This window comes from Candidatus Odyssella thessalonicensis L13, from assembly GCF_000190415.1.
Lineage (GTDB): Bacteria > Pseudomonadota > Alphaproteobacteria > Paracaedibacterales > Paracaedibacteraceae > Paracaedibacter > Paracaedibacter thessalonicensis.
The window spans coordinates 37,930-61,755 of record NZ_AEWF01000011.1 but is presented as its reverse complement, the minus strand read 5'-3'; the positions used below and the strand labels follow the sequence as shown (position 1 = coordinate 61,755).

At 38.4% G+C, this 23,826-nt stretch carries 24 protein-coding genes; 13 read left to right on the top strand and 11 right to left on the bottom strand.

The annotated features are described in order from the left end of the window. Nucleotides 1-334: 334 nt before the first annotated feature. The 3 genes from HMO_RS15915 to HMO_RS15015 all read right to left on the bottom strand — a co-directional run bounded on the left by HMO_RS15915 (nucleotide 335) and on the right by HMO_RS15015 (nucleotide 1,910). The gene (locus HMO_RS15915; RefSeq protein WP_010304122.1) at nucleotides 335-703 is read right to left on the bottom strand and encodes a helix-turn-helix domain-containing protein; all 369 of its coding nucleotides are present in this window, start codon (nucleotides 701-703) and stop codon (nucleotides 335-337) included. Nucleotides 704-777: 74 nt separating this feature from the next. Then, the gene (locus HMO_RS0112600) at nucleotides 778-1,458 is read right to left on the bottom strand and encodes a hypothetical protein (protein ID WP_010304121.1); all 681 of its coding nucleotides are present in this window, start codon (nucleotides 1,456-1,458) and stop codon (nucleotides 778-780) included. A 101-nt stretch (nucleotides 1,459-1,559) separates the two neighbouring features. Next, nucleotides 1,560-1,910 carry a helix-turn-helix domain-containing protein gene (locus HMO_RS15015; protein ID WP_083821316.1) on the bottom strand — a complete coding sequence of 117 codons (351 nt, stop codon included), beginning with the start codon at nucleotides 1,908-1,910 and terminating at the stop codon, nucleotides 1,560-1,562. A gap of 254 nt (nucleotides 1,911-2,164) precedes the next feature. On the opposite strand from HMO_RS15015, the gene HMO_RS0112590 reads away from it, so the two are divergent. The 3 genes from HMO_RS0112590 to HMO_RS0112580 all read left to right on the top strand — a co-directional run bounded on the left by HMO_RS0112590 (nucleotide 2,165) and on the right by HMO_RS0112580 (nucleotide 6,146). Continuing rightward, nucleotides 2,165-3,055, top strand: coding sequence for a LysR family transcriptional regulator (locus HMO_RS0112590; RefSeq protein WP_010304119.1), 891 nt, complete (start codon nucleotides 2,165-2,167; stop codon nucleotides 3,053-3,055). A gap of 211 nt (nucleotides 3,056-3,266) precedes the next feature. Continuing rightward, entirely contained in the window at nucleotides 3,267-4,730 is a 1,464-nt protein-coding gene (locus tag HMO_RS0112585) for an NAD(P)/FAD-dependent oxidoreductase (RefSeq protein ID WP_010304118.1), read from the top strand. A gap of 426 nt (nucleotides 4,731-5,156) precedes the next feature. Beyond that, nucleotides 5,157-6,146: a sensor histidine kinase gene (locus HMO_RS0112580; protein WP_245528685.1), complete on the top strand. Its 990-nt coding sequence runs from the start codon at nucleotides 5,157-5,159 to the stop codon at nucleotides 6,144-6,146. A 93-nt stretch (nucleotides 6,147-6,239) separates the two neighbouring features. Here the strand turns inward: HMO_RS0112580 and HMO_RS0112575 are convergent, their stop codons facing one another. The 5 genes from HMO_RS0112575 to HMO_RS0112555 all read right to left on the bottom strand — a co-directional run bounded on the left by HMO_RS0112575 (nucleotide 6,240) and on the right by HMO_RS0112555 (nucleotide 10,498). After that, the gene (locus HMO_RS0112575) at nucleotides 6,240-7,241 is read right to left on the bottom strand and encodes a response regulator (RefSeq protein ID WP_010304116.1); all 1,002 of its coding nucleotides are present in this window, start codon (nucleotides 7,239-7,241) and stop codon (nucleotides 6,240-6,242) included. Between the two features lie 195 nt (nucleotides 7,242-7,436). Further along, nucleotides 7,437-8,216, bottom strand: coding sequence for a ParB/RepB/Spo0J family partition protein (locus tag HMO_RS0112570; protein WP_010304115.1), 780 nt, complete (start codon nucleotides 8,214-8,216; stop codon nucleotides 7,437-7,439). A 105-nt stretch (nucleotides 8,217-8,321) separates the two neighbouring features. Further along, complete coding sequence (locus HMO_RS0112565; RefSeq protein ID WP_010304114.1) at nucleotides 8,322-9,590, bottom strand: hypothetical protein; 1,269 nt, start codon at nucleotides 9,588-9,590, stop codon at nucleotides 8,322-8,324. Nucleotides 9,591-9,927: 337 nt separating this feature from the next. Next, entirely contained in the window at nucleotides 9,928-10,200 is a 273-nt protein-coding gene (locus HMO_RS0112560; RefSeq protein ID WP_010304113.1) for a conjugal transfer protein TraD, read from the bottom strand. A 67-nt stretch (nucleotides 10,201-10,267) separates the two neighbouring features. Further along, nucleotides 10,268-10,498 (bottom strand): hypothetical protein, encoded by a 231-nt coding sequence (locus HMO_RS0112555; protein WP_010304112.1) that lies wholly within the window; start codon nucleotides 10,496-10,498, stop codon nucleotides 10,268-10,270. A gap of 199 nt (nucleotides 10,499-10,697) precedes the next feature. Between HMO_RS0112555 and HMO_RS0112550 the strand changes: the two genes are divergently transcribed. The 4 genes from HMO_RS0112550 (at nucleotide 10,698) to HMO_RS0112540 (ending at nucleotide 15,881) form a co-directional block, all read left to right on the top strand. Beyond that, nucleotides 10,698-14,183 carry an AAA family ATPase gene (locus HMO_RS0112550; RefSeq protein ID WP_010304111.1) on the top strand — a complete coding sequence of 1,162 codons (3,486 nt, stop codon included), beginning with the start codon at nucleotides 10,698-10,700 and terminating at the stop codon, nucleotides 14,181-14,183. Between the two features lie 14 nt (nucleotides 14,184-14,197). Continuing rightward, a complete protein-coding gene (locus tag HMO_RS0112545; protein ID WP_010304110.1) occupies nucleotides 14,198-14,800 on the top strand; it encodes a hypothetical protein in 603 nt (200 codons plus the stop codon). Nucleotides 14,801-15,270: 470 nt separating this feature from the next. Continuing rightward, nucleotides 15,271-15,363, top strand: coding sequence for a helix-turn-helix domain-containing protein (locus HMO_RS17715; protein ID WP_075261252.1), 93 nt, complete (start codon nucleotides 15,271-15,273; stop codon nucleotides 15,361-15,363). 44 nt (nucleotides 15,364-15,407) lie between these two features. Then, nucleotides 15,408-15,881 carry a hypothetical protein gene (locus HMO_RS0112540; protein ID WP_010304109.1) on the top strand — a complete coding sequence of 158 codons (474 nt, stop codon included), beginning with the start codon at nucleotides 15,408-15,410 and terminating at the stop codon, nucleotides 15,879-15,881. Here HMO_RS0112540 and HMO_RS17435 read toward each other — a convergent pair. Beyond that, on the bottom strand, nucleotides 15,873-16,067 hold the full coding sequence (locus HMO_RS17435; protein ID WP_029449120.1) for a recombinase family protein: 195 nt from the start codon (nucleotides 16,065-16,067) through the stop codon (nucleotides 15,873-15,875). The two genes, HMO_RS0112540 and HMO_RS17435, sit on opposite strands and share 9 nt — an antisense overlap. Here HMO_RS17435 and HMO_RS17595 point away from each other — a divergent pair. Further along, complete coding sequence (locus HMO_RS17595; RefSeq protein WP_280956267.1) at nucleotides 16,039-16,221, top strand: helix-turn-helix domain-containing protein; 183 nt, start codon at nucleotides 16,039-16,041, stop codon at nucleotides 16,219-16,221. The two genes, HMO_RS17435 and HMO_RS17595, sit on opposite strands and share 29 nt — an antisense overlap. A gap of 246 nt (nucleotides 16,222-16,467) precedes the next feature. Here the strand turns inward: HMO_RS17595 and HMO_RS0112530 are convergent, their stop codons facing one another. Together HMO_RS0112530 and HMO_RS0112525 are read right to left on the bottom strand one after the other, a co-directional pair. After that, a complete protein-coding gene (locus tag HMO_RS0112530; RefSeq protein ID WP_010304107.1) occupies nucleotides 16,468-16,761 on the bottom strand; it encodes a hypothetical protein in 294 nt (97 codons plus the stop codon). Continuing rightward, nucleotides 16,758-17,399 (bottom strand): nucleotide-binding protein, encoded by a 642-nt coding sequence (locus HMO_RS0112525; protein ID WP_010304106.1) that lies wholly within the window; start codon nucleotides 17,397-17,399, stop codon nucleotides 16,758-16,760. The genes HMO_RS0112530 and HMO_RS0112525 overlap by 4 nt, the downstream gene beginning before the upstream one ends. 1,050 nt (nucleotides 17,400-18,449) lie before the next feature. On the opposite strand from HMO_RS0112525, the gene HMO_RS15910 reads away from it, so the two are divergent. The 5 genes from HMO_RS15910 to HMO_RS0112500 all read left to right on the top strand — a co-directional run bounded on the left by HMO_RS15910 (nucleotide 18,450) and on the right by HMO_RS0112500 (nucleotide 23,526). Beyond that, nucleotides 18,450-19,544 carry a DnaA N-terminal domain-containing protein gene (locus HMO_RS15910; protein ID WP_010304105.1) on the top strand — a complete coding sequence of 365 codons (1,095 nt, stop codon included), beginning with the start codon at nucleotides 18,450-18,452 and terminating at the stop codon, nucleotides 19,542-19,544. A 489-nt stretch (nucleotides 19,545-20,033) separates the two neighbouring features. Continuing rightward, nucleotides 20,034-21,236: a hypothetical protein gene (locus HMO_RS0112515; protein WP_245528684.1), complete on the top strand. Its 1,203-nt coding sequence runs from the start codon at nucleotides 20,034-20,036 to the stop codon at nucleotides 21,234-21,236. Nucleotides 21,237-21,260: 24 nt separating this feature from the next. Beyond that, the gene (locus tag HMO_RS0112510; protein ID WP_010304103.1) at nucleotides 21,261-21,953 is read left to right on the top strand and encodes a hypothetical protein; all 693 of its coding nucleotides are present in this window, start codon (nucleotides 21,261-21,263) and stop codon (nucleotides 21,951-21,953) included. Nucleotides 21,954-22,320: 367 nt separating this feature from the next. Then, nucleotides 22,321-22,782, top strand: a complete 462-nt coding sequence (locus tag HMO_RS0112505) for a hypothetical protein (protein ID WP_010304102.1) — start codon at nucleotides 22,321-22,323, stop codon at nucleotides 22,780-22,782. Nucleotides 22,783-22,998: 216 nt separating this feature from the next. Beyond that, the gene (locus HMO_RS0112500; protein ID WP_010304101.1) at nucleotides 22,999-23,526 is read left to right on the top strand and encodes a tyrosine-type recombinase/integrase; all 528 of its coding nucleotides are present in this window, start codon (nucleotides 22,999-23,001) and stop codon (nucleotides 23,524-23,526) included. The last annotated feature ends 300 nt before the right edge of the window (nucleotides 23,527-23,826 follow it).

Genomic DNA, 23,826 nt, shown 5'->3' with positions numbered 1-23,826 from the left:
AGATAGGATTCTCTCGCTTGAGTCTTTCTAGAGACCAAACGTTGGATCCTTTCCATGCTGGAGGGGTATCAAGGGCTTGGCCTTGACTGAAGGGTGTAGCTAGTAATAAGCTCACGATGAGTCTCTTCATTTTACGTCCTTTCTTTGTGTTAGGTGAAGAACTCCCGAGTCTCTCAGATAAGGCGGTCGAATTCCCATCTGAGAGACAAGGGCTCGGTTGTAAAGCGGCTATTTATAAAAGTAGGCCGACATTACAAAGGGCTCAAAATTTGAAAAACAAGAGGATCACTCTTGAATACATAGTTAAAAGAATAAAAACGGAGAAAGCTCTATCTCATCCGTTATTCTCCTCCGGTATAACCTTAATATCGAGAACTGTTCCTTGCAGTTGGCCCATAACCAATTCAATTCTCTCTCCTTTTAAGCTTTCCCAAGAAAGCCGAATGCTATCTTCTTCCAAGGCTAAGGACACTCCTTCTATTCCATCAAAAAAGAAATTAGGAGTTACCGCTAAGATTTTAGCAAGGCTATATAAATGGCTAACGGGCATCCGATCCAGTCCCAGCTCATATTTTGAAAGCTGTTGGCTCGTTATATTGAGGCGTTCTGCTAATTGCTTCTGCTTAAAGTTTAAAGCTTCACGTCGCTCTTTGATCTTTTTTCCAATATGGATATCAATGTAATGAGGAGTTTTAACAAACATATAAAAAATGATCCTTATGAGTATCTAATGGTCCGCTTTCCACGGATGTTGTCGTAATGTCTATTATCATGGGGTTAAATAGCCTGTTTTGACACGAGGGGAAGTTTGATCAAGTTTCCCAACTTTTCCGACTGAAGCGAAGTTATTAAAGGTGATTCTAAATCGAGAGGAGTTAACGAGGGCCAATCTTTCAGATACTGTTTAATCAAGGGCTCTGTCTTTTGGTCACGCCACATTTTTTGATACATCTGCGTCAATATAATGCCTGTTTCAGACTTAAAGTATTGATAATAATTATCCCAAGTAGGCAATTCTAAAACTATACGCTTTCCGGTAGGCGTCATTTGGGAAGAAACAGTGCTGAAGAAATCTTTAAAGCCAGAAAGGTGCTCCGCTTCCTCTTTTGATAATAGCAAGGTTGCCTCAGGGCTATTGCTCAGCTCAGCACAATAATAAATGACATCAAGGGCTTGGATGACAAGTTCAATTAAAGCAACATCGTAAAGAGTTTGGCAGCTAGCCTCCAGCTGGTTATCTGTCTTTAGATCAAAGCTATTGATTTGTAAGTAGCCGTTGATGAAGCGCACAGATAGAGTTAAGGCAAGTCTTGTTTGGATCTGCTCAAGGACTAATACGGAATCTGATAAATTAACCCGATAAGCAAGAGTGTAAGAGAATACGAGCTTTTGCTTTGGCCAGGAGGTCACATATCCTTCTAAGGTTTTAAGAATTGTTTTCCGATTAATACCATTCATAGCTGAACCTTTCTAAACACCTAGGCCAGACTCCCTTCAGATCTTAGTCCTTAGGGTTTCTGGAAATAGATAAATTAATGCATTTTAGGTGATAACGCCTTTTAAACTACTTCAATTTGAGAGATTGTTCCCTCTTCTAAAGACACTTTGAGGATAACTCTGTCTTTGTTGGTCGAGCAGGCCATCACTATCCCTTTTCCGTTAGGCAAGGCCCCGTTATCTTCCTCATAAAAGAAATTCACAGGGACCTGTAAGTGATGCTTCAATTCAACCAGTCTGCCTGCAGGAAGCCGATCAAGGTTATTCTCATACTTTGATAACTGTTGCGCGCTGATTCCTAAGCAAGCCGCTAATTTACGTTGGCTTAACCCGAGCTCAAGGCGCCGTTGCCGTAATTTCTGGGCAATATAAAGGTCTGCATAATTACTCGTTTTACCCTTAATTGACATCATTTCTTCTCTATCTATCAATTTAACCCTAACAATAGTTTCCAATTAGGAATATGTACTAAGGGGATAATAGATATTAATTTTATGGATATCAAGCTTACGGGCAGAAAATGTTAAGAAAAATAGCTATAAAAATTCTCCTATTTTTTCCTAAACGGAATAAAAGTAACGGCTATCTTTAATGTTGGCGATTGCTTGTAAACCAATGGTTGAAAAGGTAGAGTTATTTAAGGGGGCAGGAATGAAGACCAGCGATTATGGATAGAGATAAACTCTTAGCTTTCTATTATACAGTTACTCTGGGGTCGATCTCTAATGCGGCTGATAAGCTCGGGGTTCAGCCTCCGGCGATCTCTAAATTACTCAAGAGTCTAGAAAAAGGGGTGGGGCATCGTCTGCTAGTTAAGAAGGGCCGAAAACTTGCCTTAAATGATAAGGGCAAAGTTTTCTTTGAAACCACCCAGATTATTCTAAAGCAATATGAGCTTTCCTTACAAAGGTTGGCTAGATATTCTGACCAGACGAAAGTCGAGTTTACCCTCGCAATTCATCCGTGTATAAGCAGCTATTGGTTTACTAAGGCAATTACTCCGTTCCTTGAAGCTCACCCCGACGTATCATTTACCATTAAAACCTTAAAGAATGTTCCGGACTTTCAAGCCGGAGAAGCAGATATTGACATCCGTAATATTTCCTCTCGCTCCCTAGAAGAAGAAAGGCTTATGGGGCTATACTTAACCACTTACGATTTTAGGCTTTATGCAAGCCAAAGCTATATTGATAAAAGAGGCTCACCCCAGAGTATTGACGATCTTGAAGAGCATACATTAGTCTCTTTTAATCAAGATAGTATATTTCCTTACACCTGTAGATTGCGGTCTCTCAAGAATCAGCACCGCTTTATTAGTGAGTGTCCTCTCAGCATAGCTCATGCCGTTGAAGATGGTTTAGGAATTGGCCCTCTTCTCGTTAATGTGGCCGAGCTAAGCTCTCATTCCCTTATCCCTGTACTGCATGACCAGCTCAGCCAATCTTTAGATATCTTTTATACCTATCCTCAGGCTTTAGAAAACAGCACTATTGTTCGAGAGCTGTATGATTATTTGCGAGCACTTTCTAATCATAGTTTAAATGGAAGAATAAAATAGCTTTTTAGACCTCTTAAATTTGATTCAAAAGCATAACCTTTTTTCCTCTGTTTTTGTCAACCATAGGTAGATATTTTCAACCATAAGTGTTGAATCTTTGATTATCTATCCTTATATAAGACTAGAATAGGATGTCATAAGAAGAAGCTGGTGACTTCTATCCGCCAACTGGTTAGATAAAAACTAAATTAATCATAAGAAGTAAAGTAAGATGGTATATGATATCGTTATTATTGGAAATGGCGTACTAGGGCTTTCTACTGCTCTTTCATTGGCTGCTTTAGACCCTTCATTGAAAATAGGAGTTATTGGGCCTGAAAGTAGAGAAGGTGGAGCAAGTATTGCTGCGGGAGCTATGCTAAATGCTTTTGCAGAAATAACGTCTACCTCGTTAAAATCATATGCTGGACAAGAAAAATTTAATCTCTCTCTTCAGGCGTCAAAAAAATGGAGGAGTTGGATTGAGATGATAAATACTTATCTTGAACCTGATAGTCAGCTTACTTACCAAGAAGGAACTTTCCTTATTTTAAATTCGAAGTCTGGTATACTAGACTCAGAGAATTTTTATGCGATCCTTAAAGCTCTCAATGAATATAAAGAATGCTATGAAGAAGTAATGCCCGAAGATATACCGGGCTTGGTTCCATTAGAAGATTGTCGGCCTTTGAGATCTTTATATTTACCTAATGAAGGAAGTATAGATTCAGGAAAATTAATAAGAGCTCTGAGAGAAATAGCGAGTAAACACCATAAAATTTCATTTATTAATGCGAGTGCAGAGTCTTTTAACTTTAAAGGTACATCTATTATCTCTGTGAACCTTGATAAAGGAGAAGTTATTACAGCAAAAGACTATGTTGTAGCTATGGGCAGTTACAGTCAGAAATTAATCGATACAATTCCTCAACTTTCAAGAAGAATTCCCCGTTTATTGAGTGGTATGGGGTGTGCTGTAGTTGTTAACCAAGATCCTTCTAATATTGTTGAGCATGTTATTCGCACTCCTAATCGTTCTGGAGCTTGCGGACTGCATGTTATGCCTCAAGGGAAAAATCTCTATATTGGGGCCACAAATAATGTTTACACAGAGCCAAAAACACGCCACAAGATGGGGTTTACTCATTTTCTTCTGGAATGTGCTCTAGAACAGATAAACCAGAATTTACACAAGTCCGACGTAAAGACTTTCCATGTAGGAAACCGTCCGGCAACTATTGATACTTTTCCTCTAATAGGTAAGACCTCTATAGAAGGTCTTTGGCTTTTGACGGGAACTTATAGGGATGGTTTTCATCAGTCTCCTTTCTTAGGGGAAGCCCTAGCAAGAAAAATTCTAGGGTTACCTCATGAATTAAGTAATGTATTTGCCCCAGAACGTCCCCTTATCAGAAGTTTTACAAAGGAAGAAAGCATAGAGGAAGCTGTTCGCCATTATATGAGCGGAGCTTACGAAAGGTCAGTAAAACTTCCTAAAGCAGGGTGGGATGAAGTATTACGAGATCTTATTCATAAAAGAGTTAATTATATCTATGATAGACTAGAAACAGATTTCGGATTGAGCCCTGATATGATTATGATGTTTGAGTTCTCGGATAATCTGGAAGAAACTCTAGAGTATTTTAGGGATTACTTTAAAGGGGATCATCTTAAAAGAAATTTATCAGTTCTGTAAGTAAGCGGTCTATACATAGCTTGAGTTACATGGGCTTTTATATCTTCTGCAAGAAAGATTTAGCTATTTGTTAATAGAGATATGCCTTAAATAATATATTAAATATATTAAGAGTATATAAGGATGAGGGAAAAGATGAAGCCGCTCCTAGCACTATATAAGGCTTTCTTTCTGCCTGATTCACAAATATCTCTAAATGTTATCAAAATCTTTGGCTTATTTGGGGTTGTCAATTTTCCTCTTTTTTATCTTCTTCCTCAATACCTAAGTAAGGGGAACTATGGGTCTTTTCTTCTTAGAGGTATTGCCTTTATACTGTGTCTTTGCATCTCCTTAATAGAAATATGGCCGAGCAGACTTAAGAAGTTTATACCGTTATTTTGGCACTTAACCGTCCTTTATTGCCTTCCTTTCTTTGGGACCTATATGTTCCTGGAAAATATGGATTCTATTTCATGGCTAACCAATATTACTATTGGATTAGTTTGGTTAGTCTTGATAACAAATTGGGTGACATTCCTTTTTTCTTTATTGATAGGAGTTTCGCTCGGAGCATTTATTCATTACCTGATTGAAGGGCCAACCCATTTAGATATGGAGTATTTGGGTGGAGCTTTTGCTAATTATCTTTGGGCAGTGATTATCGCTGCAATATTTGCTCGCCGTAAAGAAATTATTCAAAAAGAAAAGCAGCAATCTCTCAGGATGCAAGCAGCCGCAATAGCTCACGAGATGCGAACTCCTTTAGCGGCTGTTGCTAATATGGCGACTGGGTTAAAAAATTATCTGCCCACTCTTATAGAGACCCAACAAACTATGCAAGAAAAGGAAGAAAGCCTACCTTATGTTAATGATAAGGTTTTAGAGCCGCTTAAATTAGTACCTATTGAACTAGAAAGAGTGGCCAGAAGCGCTTTTACTGTTATTGATACTCTTCTCTTGAACCTTCAAGATGCTCCCTCAAAAATTGTTCTTGAGAGATGTAATATTTTAGACTGTGTAGAAGCTGCTCTTAAAGCCTACTCTTTAACTGATGCAGAAGAAGAATTAATTTCACTTGAAAATGTTAACAATTTTGAAGTTGAGACGAATGCTCACTTGCTCAAGCATGTCTTTTTTAATCTGCTAAAAAACTCACTTCATTATCTAAAAGCTGCCGGAAAAGGTAAGATTTTAATTTGGACCGAGAAAGGTGAAAAGTTTAATAAGCTCCACTTTAAAGATACGGGTAAAGGTATTCCTCCGAATATTCTTCCCCATATTTTTGATCAATTCTACAGCCGTACAGATCATGGTACAGGTGTTGGGCTTGCTTTTTGTAAAATGGTCATGCAGAGATCTGGAGGAGATATTACGTGTGAGTCGATTGAAGGGGAGTTTACACACTTTATCTTAAGTTTCCCCTTGGTCAAGTAGAAGGCCTTCGAATAGATTTCTAGAAATGAGAAGCCCGCCTATTTCAGGAACCGGTCAGATTAATTGAAGAGGGGGGATTGACATCCTTATCTTCTATCTTTTCCTTTGGTATCTTTGAAAAGAGAAAACTTCTGAAGAATTAATATAATTTACTTCTGGAACATAGGCTACATAATAGACCTTTTTTCCTTGTACAACATGAATAGGATAAGCATACTCTTTCCACTTATTGACGCCTGGGTGCTTATTATTGCCATGAAAGGGGAGGCAGATAGTCTTGCGCTCTTGATCCAATTCCTTAACTAATGAAGTTAGCTCTTTATTTTTAGCGATTTCTTGTTCAAGTGTTACAATGTAGCCTGATTGCACATCATCAAAAAATTCATCATTCAAGGTGTAAAGGGCGCTGACTTTACCTTGAGTGGTTAGAAACACGAATCCACCAGTGTTTTGATTGAGATAATATTCAGTAATATTATTTTTCTCTATCAACTCATTAAAATATTTTATGAAGCTTGGATCGTAAAGAGGAGACTCTCTATGATCCTCATACACAATATCCTTTTTAATTAAAACTTCGAGTGAGATGTCGGTGATTGCCTTAAAATATCTCAGCTGACTTTGAGCAATAAATCTATTGAGAATAGCTGCCTGCTTCTCATTTTCATCCTGTTTACGGATATAACCATCAATAAGACCAGTATTGAAAGCTTCTATTGCGATTTTTTCATCAGCAGCCCCCGTATATAATATTTTTCGAATATAAGGATTCTCTATCTTTTCACAAAACTCTAAGCCTTTCATGCCGGGCATTTCATAGTCAACAATAACTGTTGATACTTCCTCATAGCGCTGGGAAGAAAAGATTGCTTTATAAATTTCATCATTTTTTTGCTCTCGCAAAGGAAATGCTGAAGGCAAAAAATCAATAGCTTGGCAATTGTTGACAAATTCTAACGCTTGATAAGGATTATCAAAAAACTCGTAGGTAGCTAAATTATGATCGATAATGAGTGCTAAGCTTTTTAAAATACTTGAGTTATCGTCTACAAAAATAACTTTTGTTGGAAAATAACAGCAGAGTAATGAATTCATTTGATTATCCCTTGGAATCTAGCTAGTCGCAGTTAGTGTGCCATAAAATTATTAACAAAAAATATACTTTGAATCTTTCATCTTAATAGAGCTTAAAAATTAAGCAAAGAGGTGAACACGCTTATTTTTTGCCCTTGATAGGTTAACAAATTATTAATAAATAGACGAGTTATCCCCAGAACTGTGGATAACTTCTCACTCCTGCGTCATCAAGTTTTGGAAATAGCTGATAAGGATTTGAGTGATCTCTGCTTGGTTTAAAGGGATCTCTTTTTCAAATTCAATTCCTCTTCTTGTCCATTTTGCAATCGGAAATCCTGAAGGTAAGCAAATTCTGTCTTGAGGTTCACTCCTATCCTCTAAGCTCATCAGGATCTGACAGACTTTCTTTTCTATCGTTTTGCTGCCAGCCCCTTTTCTAATGTCTTCTGCAATTTCAATTAATGCGTTAGTATAGTCGGGCCCTTTCTTGGCTAAGCTATAAATGGTCGAGGCGCATCGGGAAGAAACGCGGGTTAGATTGCCCACAGCTTCCCAAATACTTGAAGGAACCTTATCAAACGCTAGATAATTATCAAGTTTAGCTCGGGAGCAGCCGATCGACTCTGCTAATTGGGTATGGGTTATCTTATTCTCTTTTAAAAGCTTGGCATAATAGATGCCTTTTGAATAATCGCAGAGAGGAAGATGCTGATTCTCTTTAATTTGAACCATAGCTGCTTGTTCATCAGTTAAATCCTGAACAATTCCGTTTAATGGGATACCTGCTTCAAGACAAGCCTTCCACCGCCGACTTCCGGCAATAACTTCATAGTTATATCCCTCTTGGGAAGATTTCCTGACGATGACAGGTTCTATCTGGCCATATTTAAGGATATCTTGAGCGAGAGCAAAAATATCTCCAAACTCAAATCCAGAGCGGTCAGCAAATTTCCAACGGGTACAGGTCCGGGGATCAATTTCAATAATCTGCATCCATGATTACCTTATATTTAAGTTAATGGCGTTAATCTACACTATTTCCTGGATAGCTATAAATATTATTTTTTTATTTTTAAAATTTTAATTTATAGAAAGAATTTAAAAAGATATTTCTACTAAAGCATTTAGAAGCCGCTCCTTAAAAGAGTCATATTCTGTTTGGAGATCATAGGCTTTTACGGATAAATACACATCGCAGTTATCGCGGGCGACTCTTTCCATTAACTGTTTATGGTACAGATAAAGGCTATCTGAGCTCCCTAAGACCTCAATAAATAATTTCTTATCACTTTTGCTATAGATGATGAAATCAGGGCGATAGGGATGGCCAGCGTCAGTAGAGTAGCAGAAAAGAGGCTTTTCAATTTTAAATTGGTCTGCCCCTACTGTTCGCACCGCTCCTAAGATCATTTTTAAAATGGAGCGCTCATAAGAGCTTTCCAAGGGAATCCATTGGGTGTCTGAGAGAATCGGTAGAGCAAATGCATCTCTAAAATATGGCACATTATGAGGGTCTAGAGTGAGAGCGGCTAGAACTAAATAAGGACTACTCTTTTCTCTGTTTATCCATTTAGAAGGAAGGCGGATCTCTGAATCGACTTTAATGGGTTCTTGAGTTCTTGTGAAAAACTCATGAGTTGTGAGTCGAGGGGAGACCGTCATAAATAGCACGAATGGTTTTAACCGCGGCGGCCAGCTGTGATTAAGCACGCGCCTGGGGTCTTTAAGCTTTTCATAAGCAAAATCTAGGGATTTCTCTGTTAAAACAAAATGAAAATAATCAGCAAGAGGAATCTTCTGAGCAATGGTTTTCTTCTGTAAGGCTTTAATCAATTTCTCAGTTTGATCTTTTAGACGTTGACGCCAAGAGATCGGCTCTTGATCAAGAAGGAAAACATTAAGACCGCCATCATCGATCAGTGTATAAAGGATCTGCCCTAAGCGGTTAACATTTTGTAAGGTCGACGGCCCTCTTGTCTCCTCTTCTCCATCAGGAACAGAGAGAACCTCGTTTTGAGTATATAAAGAAAAAGTCTTAACCCGTCGCTTAGGAAGAAATATTGAAGAATTAACTTCACTGATTTCTAGACCCGAATGTGCAAAGAGGCACGGAGATGTGTGATCTGTTTTTGTACGGCTCCTTAAATAGACCACCCCTGAGCTTTTTTTACAGATAATAATGATAGGCTTGCGCTCGTTACAATCGCATAAGAGCCAATAGTCTTCTTTGATCCCTAAAAGCTTCGTAACAAATTCACTTCGGAGGGCCTCCTTTAAATCTTGATCTCCTTTTATAATAGCTTCCTCGTGAGCAGACAGGGCATCACGTTGATTCGGGAAAGATTTTTTAGCGAAATATAAAGTCATTTGTTAAATTTCTATCTAAGTGTCACACGTGTGGCACTTAAGGTTTTAAGTTATTAGCGTATGGTTTTGGATTTGTGAGAAAGAATCTGTTTACCTTAAAATGAGTGCCTGTTTCTTTCCTTTCCTTTAAAAATTTACCTTACTCAATAAATTACTAAAAAATATTTTTATATTAATTATAGATTATTAATATAAAAACAGATAATTTAAGTACTCCTTTTCCTTTAAAGATAGAGAAATAGAAATCGATTAGCTCATCTCAGTTGGCGCATTCCGGAGGACTTTCTAAGCTAAAATGGTGTAACGATCAACCATTTCCTTGATCAGATTTTTGCTGCTATCTCTCCTCATTTAAAAAGGATTGAGCCTTCAATTTCCATAGCTCCAGGGAAACTTCTTTCTTTTGGAGCTCGCTTTTCATTCCAATAAAAGCTCCGAGCAATCCCAAGGCAATTTCTTGCATCTGCGGATCCTTTTGAAGATCGCTGCCCGGAATAATACCTAAGGTCTCAAACAAGCCTGCTTTCTCCATAAGCCCGCCTAATTGGATGAGGGTCCGAGTGCGAGCTTGTCGGAACCCATATCCTGCTAACCCAGAGCGATTTTTCATCTGATAAATTTTCTGTTTAAGTGTGATGGAGTGGCGCTGATATGTATACCATTTGAGTTTTAAAACTTTAAGCGGTAGACTCTGGAAAGGAGGTCGATAGCTTAAGCCAATCCTCCTTCGATTTTTCTGAATGATTCCATCCTTGATGAACCAACGCTAAAGCGAGTGACGGCGAAAAGTCCTCGCCTAAAATCTTCCGCGTTTCTTGATAAAGATGGTCTGCAATCTTTCTTTGCAGCTTCTGTTGTTCAGCTTGTAAGTCTTGGAGCTTTTTCGAGAGATGATCCATCTTTTTCATTGGTATTCCTTATTGCATTGGTGTTAAGAGATTCTCCCTTAACAATCCCTCTAATGAGTCCTAATCAATAGAGCATGGTTATAAAATGGATAACATTTTCTATAAGTCCGCAGCAATAAAAAATTGCAAGGCGCGCTTATACATTGCATAATGGCAATGTCGCTGTGACGCAAGCGTCAATGCTTTGTAGGTAAGGTTAATGGCCATTTATCACGCTCACATTAAAACTCTGGGACGCTCGGATCGTAACACGGTCGGAGCGCTCGCTTATCGAAGCGGAACCCGGCTTCAAGAAGAGCGAACCGGTGAGCTTTTTAATTACCGCAACAAAGCAGTTGATCATGTTGAATTGATGATTCCTGAGAACGCCCCCCAATGGGCCCAAGATCTTAAAACGCTCATTGCCCAGGACCGTGAAAAAGGCGTTCAAAAGTTATCCAATCTTGCAGAATTTGCAGAAAAAAGAATTGATGCTCAGGTCTATAAAGATTTCGAATTTGCTCTTCCCGCTGAGCTTACCTCAGAGCAAAATATTGCCTTATTTCGGGAGTTTATTCAGGATCAGTTTTGTAAACGGGGCATTACAGTTCTGACTAATTTTCATAATGATTATGACAAAAATTCAGGTCAGAATAAGCCCCATTGTCATGCGGTTCTTTTAACACGTGAGCTTACTGAGAAAGGGTTATCAAAAGAAAAAAATCGTACCTGGAATCAAACGACATTGCTAGAAGAATGGCGGGAGCAATTAGCAGCTTATACGAACTTCCATTTGCAACTTCACGGTCATCAAGCGCGCATTGATCATCGCTCGTATGAAGAGCGCGGCATTGATATTGAAGCGCAACCCAAACTTTCTCGCAGCGTCCAAGAAATGGAGGGCCGTCTTAAGGATATTTCTTCACTTTCCATGAGCCAACCGCAGACGGATAAAGCTCAAGAGTTTAACTTTATTAAGCTTAAGAATATGTACCGGATCATGAAGCAACCGGACCTGGTTTTTAAGATCGTTCATAAGTCGCAATCGACCTTCATGTGGGGCGATGTCCAAAAAGTTCTGGCCCGTTATCTGGATGATCCGGAAGTCTTCCAAGCTTATGAAGTCCAGCTGCGCAATTCGCCAGAACTCAAGCTCTTAAGAGAGACACAAGAAGGTCATGTGTATACCACGAAAACCATGCTCAAAAAGGAGCTCAATTTAATCGAGCGCGCTCACCAATTAAGCCAGGATCCTGGCTTTCAAGTGACTCCAAGCAGTGTTGAGAAGCACCTCCAAGCTTATAACGAAAAGTATGCCGCTAAAGGGGGCTTAACAGTCGACCAGAAAGAGGCGTTGGCCCACATTGTTGACGATAAAAAGCTGGTGGCTGTGGTGGGGTATGCCGGCACCGGCAAGTCGTCCATTCTGACCTGTGCGCAAGAAATCTGGAAGGATAATGGCTACAAGGTTTATGGATTAGCACCGACAGGAAAAGCTGCTCAGAATTTACAAAATGAAGGCATCAAGTCGATGACCGTACATCGGTTTTTGCAGCAATACCATCAAGGCCGCAGCCAGTTTAATGAAAAGTCCGTTCTAATCTTAGATGAAGCAGGCATGGTTGATATCTCCCGCTTTGAAGAGCTCTTAGGAGCCGTCCAGAAATTGGGGGTCAAGCTCGTCACAGTGGGTGATGGACGCCAGCTGCAACCGATCGAGGCCGGTGCGGCTTTCCGTTTAGTAACCCGAGAAACGGGGGTTGCTAAGCTTGAGACCATCATCCGTCAAAACCAGGCCTGGATGAAAGAGGCTACGCAGCATTTTGGCCGTGGTGAAACTGAAGCGGCCTTGCAGAAGTATCACGACCAGGACCGCGTAAAGATTGTTGATGAGCCTTTGCCCTCTATTCAACGCTTGGCAGAGGCAAAGAATTATGTGGGTCTTGTAGAGGCCTTTAATACAGCGGTTCGTTCTCAAAAGCTGGTCGGCTGGACCTTCCGCAGTGGCCTTGAGCTCAATGCGGTTGAAAAGGAAAGAGGAAACGGTCACTTAGAGCAGTGGAAAAGGCTTGAAGTTGAAGCAGCTCAAGCCATAGCTCAAAACATCGATGATTGCCGTCCGGCTCTACAGATCTTAAAGACGGATCCCTACCGACTTGCGGCGCCTCTCGTTACTGAAACAGACCCACCATTGCAAAAGTATCAAGTCCAGCGCCTTGTCCAGCAATGGGGCCTCGACGGCCCAAGGAGAGACGGTGAAGCCTTTATCTGTCAGCCAAAGCACGCCACTCAAGCGACCCTGATGCGGGATTGGCATGCCTCCATTCAAGCGGAGCCTCATAAATCCCATGTCTTAATGGCTTTTACTTTAAAGGAGACTGAAGCTTTAAATGAGCAAGCTCGGCTATTGCGCATCCAAGATGGCGCGGTCGATAAACAAAGCTTTACCCATACGATTATGCGCCTGGAAGAGAATGATTTCGGCGACCAAAGCAAACTTCAAAAGCAACGTGCTTTTTCTAAAGGTGATCGCCTTTTGTTTATGAAGAATGATCAAGGCTTAGGGGTGCGCAATGGTATGCTCGGCACCATTGAAGAGATTAATCCAACCAAATTAAAAGTCCGCTTAGATGGTAAAGACGGCAAACAAGGCGAACTCGTTTCTTTTGCTTCTAAGCTTTATCCGTACTTTGATTTAGGCTGGGCTATTAATATCAATAAGCAGCAAGGGGCGACCAACGATAAAAGCTTTATTCTAGCCTCGAACCATTTCCACAGCAATCTCTCGTATGTGGCGTTAACACGTCACCGTGAAGACGCCTACATTTATGGGAGTGCGCAAGAGTTTTGGACAGAAGGAATCTTAATCAAGCAACTCTCAAAGCAGCAAGAGAAACTCTCTTCGCTCGATTATATTGATACCAATCAAGCTTTAAAGCTGATTCGAGAAGAGAGCTCAATTATTCGAGAAGCTTTGGAGAAAGTCACCAATACCCTGAAAGCCATCCATTATACGGCCAAACGCAGCCTCAATCATTGGTTGCATAAGGATCCCCAGTTTGAGGCGATTCTAGTGGAGACTGATCCATCTGAGGCTCAGCGTGCAAAGACTCTTAACCAAGACAAGGGCCTTACTTTAGACGCCCCTCCCTCTCCTCACTCAGAAATAAGTCTTCCTACCCCAGAGGCTCCCAAGTCATGGAAGGAAATGTTGGCCGATTTAGAGAAACAGGATATGGAAAAGCGTATCTTCCAAGCCACCGGGAAAACGTTGCAAGAATATCAGCAAGCGAAAGATCAATTCTTCCAGGCTGTCTCCCGCCCGTCCCTACCTCAAACCCCTCAAGCATCTTGGCAGGAAGTTCTAAACCAGCTTTTACATCCTGAGTCTTCCTCCTCGGGACTTTCTAAAGAAATCGCAGCACAATCTGATTCAGGAAAAGTGGATTATCGCTCTCAATCTGAGAAAGATATTGATTTATTTAAAGAATCTTACCAAGCTTACAAACAGAGTGAAAGAGAAGGAACAGCTTCTACCCAAGAGTTGAGTTCTTTACAAGAACAAGCTTCAATTATCTCCAAGAACGAGACAACAATGTGGTATCTTAGCGTTAGAAACCCAGAACTGAGGCTTGAAATTCAAAACTTAACCAAAGAACACGATCAACAAAAAACACTCATCAAAGATAATAGTTTAAGTCGTTAAAGCAGGAAATAATAATGAACCAGAGCTCCGCATCAACTGATCCGATTAAAGAACTTACTAGTGCCCTTTTTGTTATTAGAGGTCTAACTAAAGAACTTGAAAAAGAACGAGATGCCATCATCACCTCCACAAGTCAAATGTCTGTCTGTACGCGCCAGTTTATTGGTGCCGTCAAAGAATTTGAGGGACTTTCTCCTCGAGTCGCTCAGCAATTAAAAGCGAATATACATGAGTCCTCGCAGCTTATGGCTAAACAAGCTGCTGAAGAAACTGTTCGTTTAGTTCTTGAAAAGTCAAGGGATGAATTAGAGAAAGCGATCAACAGAATTGAACAGCAAGGTCATCGGGTTAATAACCATATGGATACAATTGTGAGAAGATTGTCTTGGTTTTCAAAGTTATACATTCTCTTTATTATCTTGGCCACTCTAGCGGGAGGCGTTATTGGAGGCGGTTTAGTGCATTATTTCTTTCCTCCTATAAATGCAGTTTTGGCTGAAAAAATACAATATGGGGAGTATTTCCATCACGCTTGGTCAACATTGACAGAAAAAGACAAAGAGCAGTTTATGGCAAAAGTGAGATCTTCGACAAAGAAATCAACCCCTATCTATTAGATAGGACAAGAGTAAAGGATAACTCTGTTATCCCAATCTTTAAATAGATGAGAGCTGTTCGTGGCATAACTTTATATATATTGGTTTAGGGTAATATCAATTGAGGTTCTAGAATTATTAAGGTGAAAAGTTAGGGTTTTGATCTTTAATTAGGCTGAAAACTGTAATTCTTCTCTTTATAGAGGGACCTCTTTATCTTATATTCTGCAATATTTATATATAAATGATGTCAGAGAAAATGCTCTACTAGGGGTATCAGCCCCATTCGTGTAAAATGATACGGTCTAGAGTCTGGATCTTTTCCGGAACCGTATATTTTACTATCAGATGATTACCTTCTCATAATATAGCGCCAAAAAGAGGCAGATAAATGGGAACGGATAAGGGGCCCAAATTAGATAGCTTCTACCCTAATATTATCAGAGCCATACTCTCGTTTAATCTCAAACCGTATCATTCATTTTATACGAATGGGGCTGATACCCCAAAAAAGTCACGTCGCTAAAGAGTTTCAGATTAGCAGAGAGACACTGTATCAGTATTTGAGATACTCGAGGAAGTAGAATATAGTACTTTCGAAGATATACCACTACAAAGGAAATATTTTATGATTACCTTGAAAGGTGCATGGATTATAGTTAACGAATGGCTGGGTGAGCATGCTAGGCCGCAGAAAAAAATAGTAGCTTTTCTCAATTGGCGCAAGTCTGCTAGTTATGTAAAAGACCTTATGGAGAAAGTTTATAGTATTGAAAACTACTCTACTATAGAGATGTTACAATACGCGAAAAATGGAAAACCCATATATCCAGCGGAATATTGCCGCCTGTCTGATGGAAAGGGAGGTACAATTAGATATACAGGAAAAATCTCGTGCGGCCACAATCCTTTTTTAATTGCTTCCAGAGTAAGCGATATTACTATTCATACAAATGCAAATAATCTTACAAAGGTTATTTGGAAAGAAAGGCATTTACCTACGGTAGAAAAGTTAATACAAATGCGCCACTGTAACTTACAGGGATTAGAGGCTGTAGAGGAGAGTAATAGTTGGGTAAATAAGGAATTTTACTTAAACTAAATATATTATATTGATTTTACCCTTTAAGGTATTATGAGACTCCAACCTTCCTCGAGCCCTAGCAGCAACCAGTCCCGCATTGGTACATTCTATAATAATCTCACGTTTAAATTCTGACAGGGCGGCAGATAATCTAAACACCTGTGTGCCATGAGGGATGGTGGTATCTATTTGGTCCCATACCATCAGAACCAAAAAAAGAGGTGTTAAGTTCGGGCGTCCCTCTAAGCTCAACTCAGAACAAAAGAGCCTGATGAAACGTCTACTCTCGGAAGGTGAGTCCATTAAGAGTATAGCTAAAACCCACCCATCAACTATATATCGAAACCTGAAAACTTAACAAAATCAATGTGACCCCCAACTTTGGGATGGTCTCCTACTACGGTCTTACCGCTGAGTGGCTAGAAAGTGCTTGCTTTAGTGGCCGTACTAGCAGGCGCTTTAAAGTTTAGCTAATATTTTAAGTATGGTTAACCACAACTAAATGAGAATTTCAACACTACTTTATATCAGCAAAGCATCAATTTAATATTATATTGATAATTTTTTAATATCATGATTATATCATGATGATATATATATGCAATTACTCTATATCTTTTAACTCTTTCAGCTTCTTTTTAATAGAAGGACGTAGCAATTCTAGACAGATAGAATTTATAGATATACTTGTTAAAGCAGCTATCTCTTTTAGATCCATATATAAGGACTCAGGGACTCTTAAAACAAAGGATTTAGTTTTTTCCTTTTCAAGTACGCGCTCAGAACTTTGCCTTTTTACGGGCATAGGTGATGTATCAAGAAATCCGATAAATGCTTCAGCCTTCTTTTCTTTCTCTGATGGAGAAAGGGGGGGTTTATTAAATGAATTGTTACTCATTCATAGATCTCCTTATATAATCCCATAATTTCTTCGTTAGCTTTTATATCTTCTGGCTTATACTCTGTTACTGCCATGCCATTTAAAGCAGCACGTCTAAAAGCTATCCTTTCACATATGACAGAGTTTAAAGCCTTTATGTTTTCAAACTCTGTAAGGAACCCCTTCATTTCTTCTGCTTCTTTCACTGCTGGGTTTGGGGAAGACTGGTTTATAACTACATATGCTTGTAACTTTTCATTAATTTCTTTCGCTGTTTCTACTAGAGTATTTAGCCTTCCAAGGGTCCATAAATCAAATTGAGAAGGGCGCAAAGGAAATATTGCTTTATCACAAACTAACAAAGCTCCTCTGAGTTCGGGAGAATCCCTACCGCCTGCATCAATAATGATATCAGAATATTTCTTACTAAGCTCCACTATCTCTGTTCTTACAGCCTTATCATACTTTTGTATGCTAGAAACTCTGGGGGCTATACCTTTATCCTCTCTTAATGAGCACCAATAACTTGAAGTTGGTTGTTTATCTGTATCTACTAATAGTACATCTCCAACAATACTAGTGCGTATTGCCGCAATATTAGTTGCTATAGTAGTTTTTCCAGGGCCACCTTTTTCTCCGCCTATCAGTATTATCATTTTTACCTCTTTGTGATATCAAATTTATATCACAACGTTATCATTTGAACTATTTCATTAAAAGATGTTTTATTTCCTAGTGGAAGCAATGTTTATACAGCCAGTAGAGCTTCATATATAACTTTATATACTGAAAATTTTTGCTTTTTTCTAATCACCCTCCTAAGAAAAACCATTTTGATATCAAAAACATATCAGAATTATATATTTTAGATATACTAAAGATGTTAAATTAATATTGTTTTGCAATATTTTTGCTTTGTATGAAAATAAACAATTATACTCCCCTTAAAATGCGAGGATTATTCCTAGGATAAAACGCTTGGACCATCTCAATATTAGCAAGTAAAGACAGAAAAATTGCGCATGAAAACAATCAATTCTTATGGAAGGAAATTAAGTGATCGGTTTCCAGACATCTCTTTTTATTAATTGGCCAATTTTTTATGTAGATGAATATAGCATTCATTTTTTAGCGGATTGAGGACAACCCTTCTCATATAAGAGGATTACTGTAGAAAATAAAAGTGGCACCTCTGTTATTCTTATCAATCTTCAATAAGCTACCTTGCTTTACTCAGAAATGCTATTGTCCCCTATTTTTTCTAAACTGCATTAAGCTATTTTTTTGGATAGCTTCTATTATAGACATAAGGGTGAGCTAATACTGAGTAAATTTTCTTAATTGTTCGCATCTTAGAAAAATGTTTGTAGCTATCAATCTGATATCATTATAGTATCTTACAAATATCAATCTTAAGCCATATTGATATATAAAATATATATATTTAGTATAAAAATGATATCATATAGATATCAATCTAAAATAATTAGCCTTGACCTTTGTAAAAAATTTATATAATGATTAATTAAACGTTAACTTAGGGAATTGGTTTTAAATGGGAAAACCCTCGTTAGCAGACGAGGGTTTTTATGCACATGAGCTTCAATAACAGCTCTTCTTCCTAAAACAATGTTAGAATATCAATATTCTAATGTCAAGGTGTTGTTAATTTTGAGCATGTGCAGATATTAATAAAGGAAATGCACATGTCTAAATCCAAAGCATTGTTAATAGGGGATAAATGTCTTCTAATGCAACCCGAGCTAATAAAAGCGGTCGGTAAATCTTCAGCTCTTTTATTGCAACAAATCCATTTTTGGATCAACAATCCAAAAGTTGAAGGTAAATCTTTTGAGGGAAAGAAATGGATAGCTAATACCTACGAAAGTTGGGCAGCAGATCTAAAAGTATTATCCTTAAGCACAGTTAAAAGAGCAGTGAGTAACCTAAAAAGATTGGGTATTTTATCTGTTGATAAACTCTCTTCTTATAAGAGCAATCGCACAAATTGGTATACGATTAATTATGATCGAATAGAAGAGTTTTTTCCCCCTGTTTCATCCTTAACAATTCCTGAAGTACCATCATCCATCGCGGAAGAAATTAAAGAGGGTAGGCTCATTTTGACTCCATCATCAGCTCAAAATGAGCCAATGTATATAGATAAGAAAACAAATAAAGATATTTTAATAAATCAAAATAATTCTGATGAATTAGGAAAAGATAATCTTAAAGAAAACCCCGCGATAAAACCAACTGCCCTTGAAATGGTGGCTATATGGAATGAAATTATAACTCCACAAGTTGAAGCTCAACCTACTCGAGAGCGATGCCAGCATCTAATCGCTGCTCTGAAGTTTAAATTTGATAACAATCTTCAGAAGTGGAAAGAATACTGCTTGAAAATTGCTTCTAGTGATTTTCTTATGGGAAAATTTAGAAACGGTTTTAAGATCGCCTTAGATAGCGCTCTTAGGTTTAGCTTTATTCAAAAAATTTTCGAGAAGCAGCTAGGAATTAAAGACTTGGAGCCAAACCTGGATTTATCCAATGATGCTTTAAATTCAATCAAGCTTTCTACTGAAGATTGTAGGGTTAAAGATATCCGGACTTTAATTCTTAAAAGGGCAGGGGCAGCAACTTATACAGCTTGGTTTAGAGAAATAGAAATTGAGTTGGCTTCCAAGCTTCTTGTTATCAAAGCGGCGAATCAGTTTAAGAGAGACTGGATTATCAGTAAGTATTTACCAGATTTGCAGAAATGGCTTGGTGTCCAAATAGAGATCTGCGTAAGAACCTAGCTACTAAGCAATAGGTCATGTAGGCTTTTCTCAACATAGGAGGAACGAAAAAATACTCTCTTTGAATAGGAGAGCCATGAGAGAAACAATGCTTACGCATATTTAGACGACGCAAGTTCTTAAAGTTGGAAGTTCAGCGGGGTAAAGGACATATCTTGTATTTACTAATTAAACTTGTAGTTAAAAGAGCTTCGCAGTGGATAACTACGAACTGAGACCCTGCCGTCTCATCTTCTCAGATAAAAGACACTTAATCCTCTTTATCTAACTCTCTCTTATTTGAAAACCAAGAAATTCCTGGCGATCTAAGTGAATTTATATTCCTGAACAGTTCGAGCATTTGTTCAAAATGATAAACACATACCCCTTATTAAAAGTTATAATTTATGCTACGGGCAAAAAATTATCTTTTAATCTCTTGAAAATTATAAAGGCATACTTATAAAAAGGAGGTCTGCTTTGCAGGGCTTCTTATTATATAGGTTTAAAATGCTTAAAAAGTATCTCCATAAATGCCTAACCGCCTTATCTCTGTTTATCCTCTCAATAAGTCTTAGTCTAAGCAATGAAAATGCTGAACAGGAAACTTCTGCTTCCAAACGGCCTCACGAGCAAACGGTAGTACCATCAGATAGCCAAGCTAAGAAACCAGAAGAACCTATCCTTACGAAAAGACCAAGAATTGAAAGTGAGGAAGAAAGAGAAGCTTCAGAGGAAGAGGAGCCGAAAAGCCCAATAACTTCCCCTCAAGAAACTCTCATTGAACAATCAGCTGATATTGGGACCTGGGTAGGTGATGAAAAGAGAGGCATAGAAACCTTTAGACTTTCTTATAAAGGTATATTGCTTTCCAAGGAAATTAAAGATTGGCACTTAGCTATGGGGAAACAAATAAATGAAATTGTAACTCTAGTAGGTTCGGATGATACAACCAATTATATACGGGCAAGAATTGATTTGGTGTATAAGATAGGAGACTGCTACGAAGTTTCAAGTGCTTCAATCCCTATATTATTTCTTAGTGGCTATTCCGATATGAATGCAAAAAGAAAAGCATTAAGACTTCAAAAGAACATATCGCACATTACCCGAGATCCATGCGTTTCAATTAGCAGCTACTTTGGCTGGGAAAGTTTATGGAAAGAAAACTATAAACCTATCCGAGAAAAATTGGCGCCCTTTTTTGTTAAAGCTTCCTCTAAAGATCTTCTAAGCGACAAATTTTTACAAACAGAAAAAGAATCTTTGATGCATAGTAATGAGCACGCATTCCAGTTTTGGCTTCATAGTGAAGAACCTATATTACTCTATATAATGGGGCATCCTGCACTAAAAGCTATTGGGGAAACCTTATCTCCTACTTTCAGTGAAATAATGTATAGTATTAAACTACCTAAGGACGTTATCCCGGAGTTATCTATACTTAATATTGTCTCTCGTAATGATTGTTGTAACCATTGTAGGCCGCTTCTATTTGAGGCTTTGGAACATAAAGACTTTTTAAATAAAAGCTTACTGGAAGGATTAGGAATTAAAGAGGATATCCCTTTAGGAAAAGTTTTATTATACTCTGCGATTCATCCTTTCAAGATTAAAAGACCTACCACTGGTTATAGTGAAGAGCTTAATATAGAGGGTCCAGATACGCTCCTATTCTTGATGGCTGGAAATGGACCCTCGAAAGAACAATAAAATTACAAGTTAGGAAATTAGGTAATGGAATATAAGACACTAATAATAGGTTTAGTTGGTATGGTCATGAACTCAGGTGCAGTATTTAGCTTAGACGATATTGGTTCCCAATTAAAAGGACCTGAAGAAAATCGGGAAATCTCTAGAAGGATTTTAGAAAAAGCTGGACCAAAAGGTGAAATCAGCGCCTTAAATGAAGAAGATAAAGGGTGGCTTTATGAAACGGATATATTGGAATCAATAAAAGTTTCGGAAAGCCATGGAGATAGTGAGGCGGCAGATCGATCGGGTGATCTACATGAATTAGCCCTATTTTATGAGTATAAAGGATGTCCTACCCTTGTGAATAAAACACTTCTGGAAAAAGCAGAGCTTGATTTAAAGATTGCTTTAAAAGGGGACGAGGCTATGCTCGGGCACTTCAAAGAAATGATAATCAATAAAAGGTTAAAGGATAATTTCTTTAGCGAAATTATAAAGTACGCAGAAAAAGATATGCGTAATTATGTGAATGGTAAATATGCGCAGTTGGTTGATCTTCCAGGGTTTCAAGAACATGTAAAGATTCTTGCAGGGGCTTATAAAGATTCTCTTAAGGCAACACTTCAACTCAGAATGGTACACAATTGTTTCCCTAAATGCCTGGATAATGAAATAATCGCCGACATTCTACATGAAAGGATAAAAAGAAGAAATAACCATCAGGTAGGACAATAGATCTATTAAGAAGAATTGAGGAGAGTAGAAGGGTGGCATACATACATGCCACTCTTCTTTGTCCCTTGTAATAATCATCACTTCGCCTAATTCATAGCGCTGAAAAGAGCGCTTGCCTCTCCCTAAAAGTCGCCCTGTCTCTCGTTGAGAAATATGAAGTTTTTTCCCTATTTCCTGAATTTGCTGAGAGAGTAAAAACTGATCAACATTGCGTTTTCTTAAGCACTATTCGTGCCCTATAGTAAAATACAGTAAATTAAGACATATTTTATCACCCAATAAAAATAAAATTATAGAAAAATTTGACATGGATTTAAAATTTGACTTAGGATGCAAAATATAAGCTAACTTATGAAGGATACTTTTTATGCATGACCTTTCTGGACTTGGAGAAGAAATTATTAATAATGTTGTGTCTACACTTGTACTAGAAAAGATACGGAGCTGGTTAAAAGATGACCCAAAACCCCTAAAAAGAATGCCCATCAAGGATTTTATGGACGGTGTTTCAAAAAAAGGGTGGGATCCTGAAAACCTTGATCTCCTTTCTTTTATGGCGAAGCTTAGACAAAGCGCCCTCGATGGAGAGGTTACTTTATGGGGAAAGCCATATAAGCAGACAAACTTATTAGGATGTAATCAATATGAGCCTTTAATACAAATTCCTCAAGAAGAGTGGGAGCACTTACCTCTCGACGCCTTACATTTATATTATGTTAAAGATAACACAGAAACCCTTATACCTTCGAAAGATTATCTAGGAGAGAAATATCAAGACATATACATTGACGGTAAAGCATTAAAATGGCTCAAAAAAGGCAAGCATTAGCCTTCAATGCTTTACAAGCCAAAAGCAACCTAATTATAGTTCGCGATCCGCATATAAAGGCGAACTAGGTACAATTTAATCCTCTAACATAGATCTCCGATATTCCTCTTAGGTCTTGCATTGCATAAGGTTTCGGACTAACAATGAGTTACATAAAATGCGAACTATAATCGTATTCTTTTTCTGATTGCGAACTTTTCAAGGGGATGATAATTCATGGCCTACCAATATGTCAGAGAGCCTTTACGAGCTGAGGAAGCTGATCACCTTTCTCATGCTTGTCAAACGCCTCAAGAGAAATTGATCATCTGGACCCTCCTTGATACGGGCCTGCGCGTGTCTGAACTTTGCAGCTTAACGCCTCAAAATATTCTCTGGCAACAGAAATCAATTCGCATTGCTGGTAAAGGAGGACCTTATGGGAAGCAATCCAAAAAGAGAGTCGTCCCCATGTCACGGCGTGTCCAAGCCTTATTGGAGCCCTATTTTTCGATCCATGATAAATGGTTTGTCGGGCCGCGGCAGGTGCAGAAGATTGTTAAACATGTGGCCAATCGAGCGAAACTCACTCAAACTGTCACGCCGCATGTGCTCCGCCATACATTTGCCACACTGGCTCTTCAAAAAGGTATCTCCTTAGCGGCTGTTCAGAAAGCTTTAGGCCATGACCGTTTAACGACAACCGCTATTTACTTAAATCTAACAGATGAACATGTGGTCGAGGAATTTGACCGAAAATGGTAACAGCAGTTCTCTTGTTAGGGGGTAGGAGGCAAAATTCTTAAGCGGTCTTAATATTAGGATTGAATCTTAATAAAGACAGTGGTATTTATAAGTTAATATTTTAAATTTTTAAGTAAATTATATAATAAAAACTGTTATATAAAATATAGCCCCTTCTATTTTATTGCATTATTTTGAAGTTTTCTTCTAAAGGGCAAAAAATCCTTGTTTTTGACTCTTGTAAATTTCTTAACAAAACGTTAAAACCTCCATGAAATACATTTGTGCTCGGTTGCCAGCCTCTATGATTCGTCGTCATGG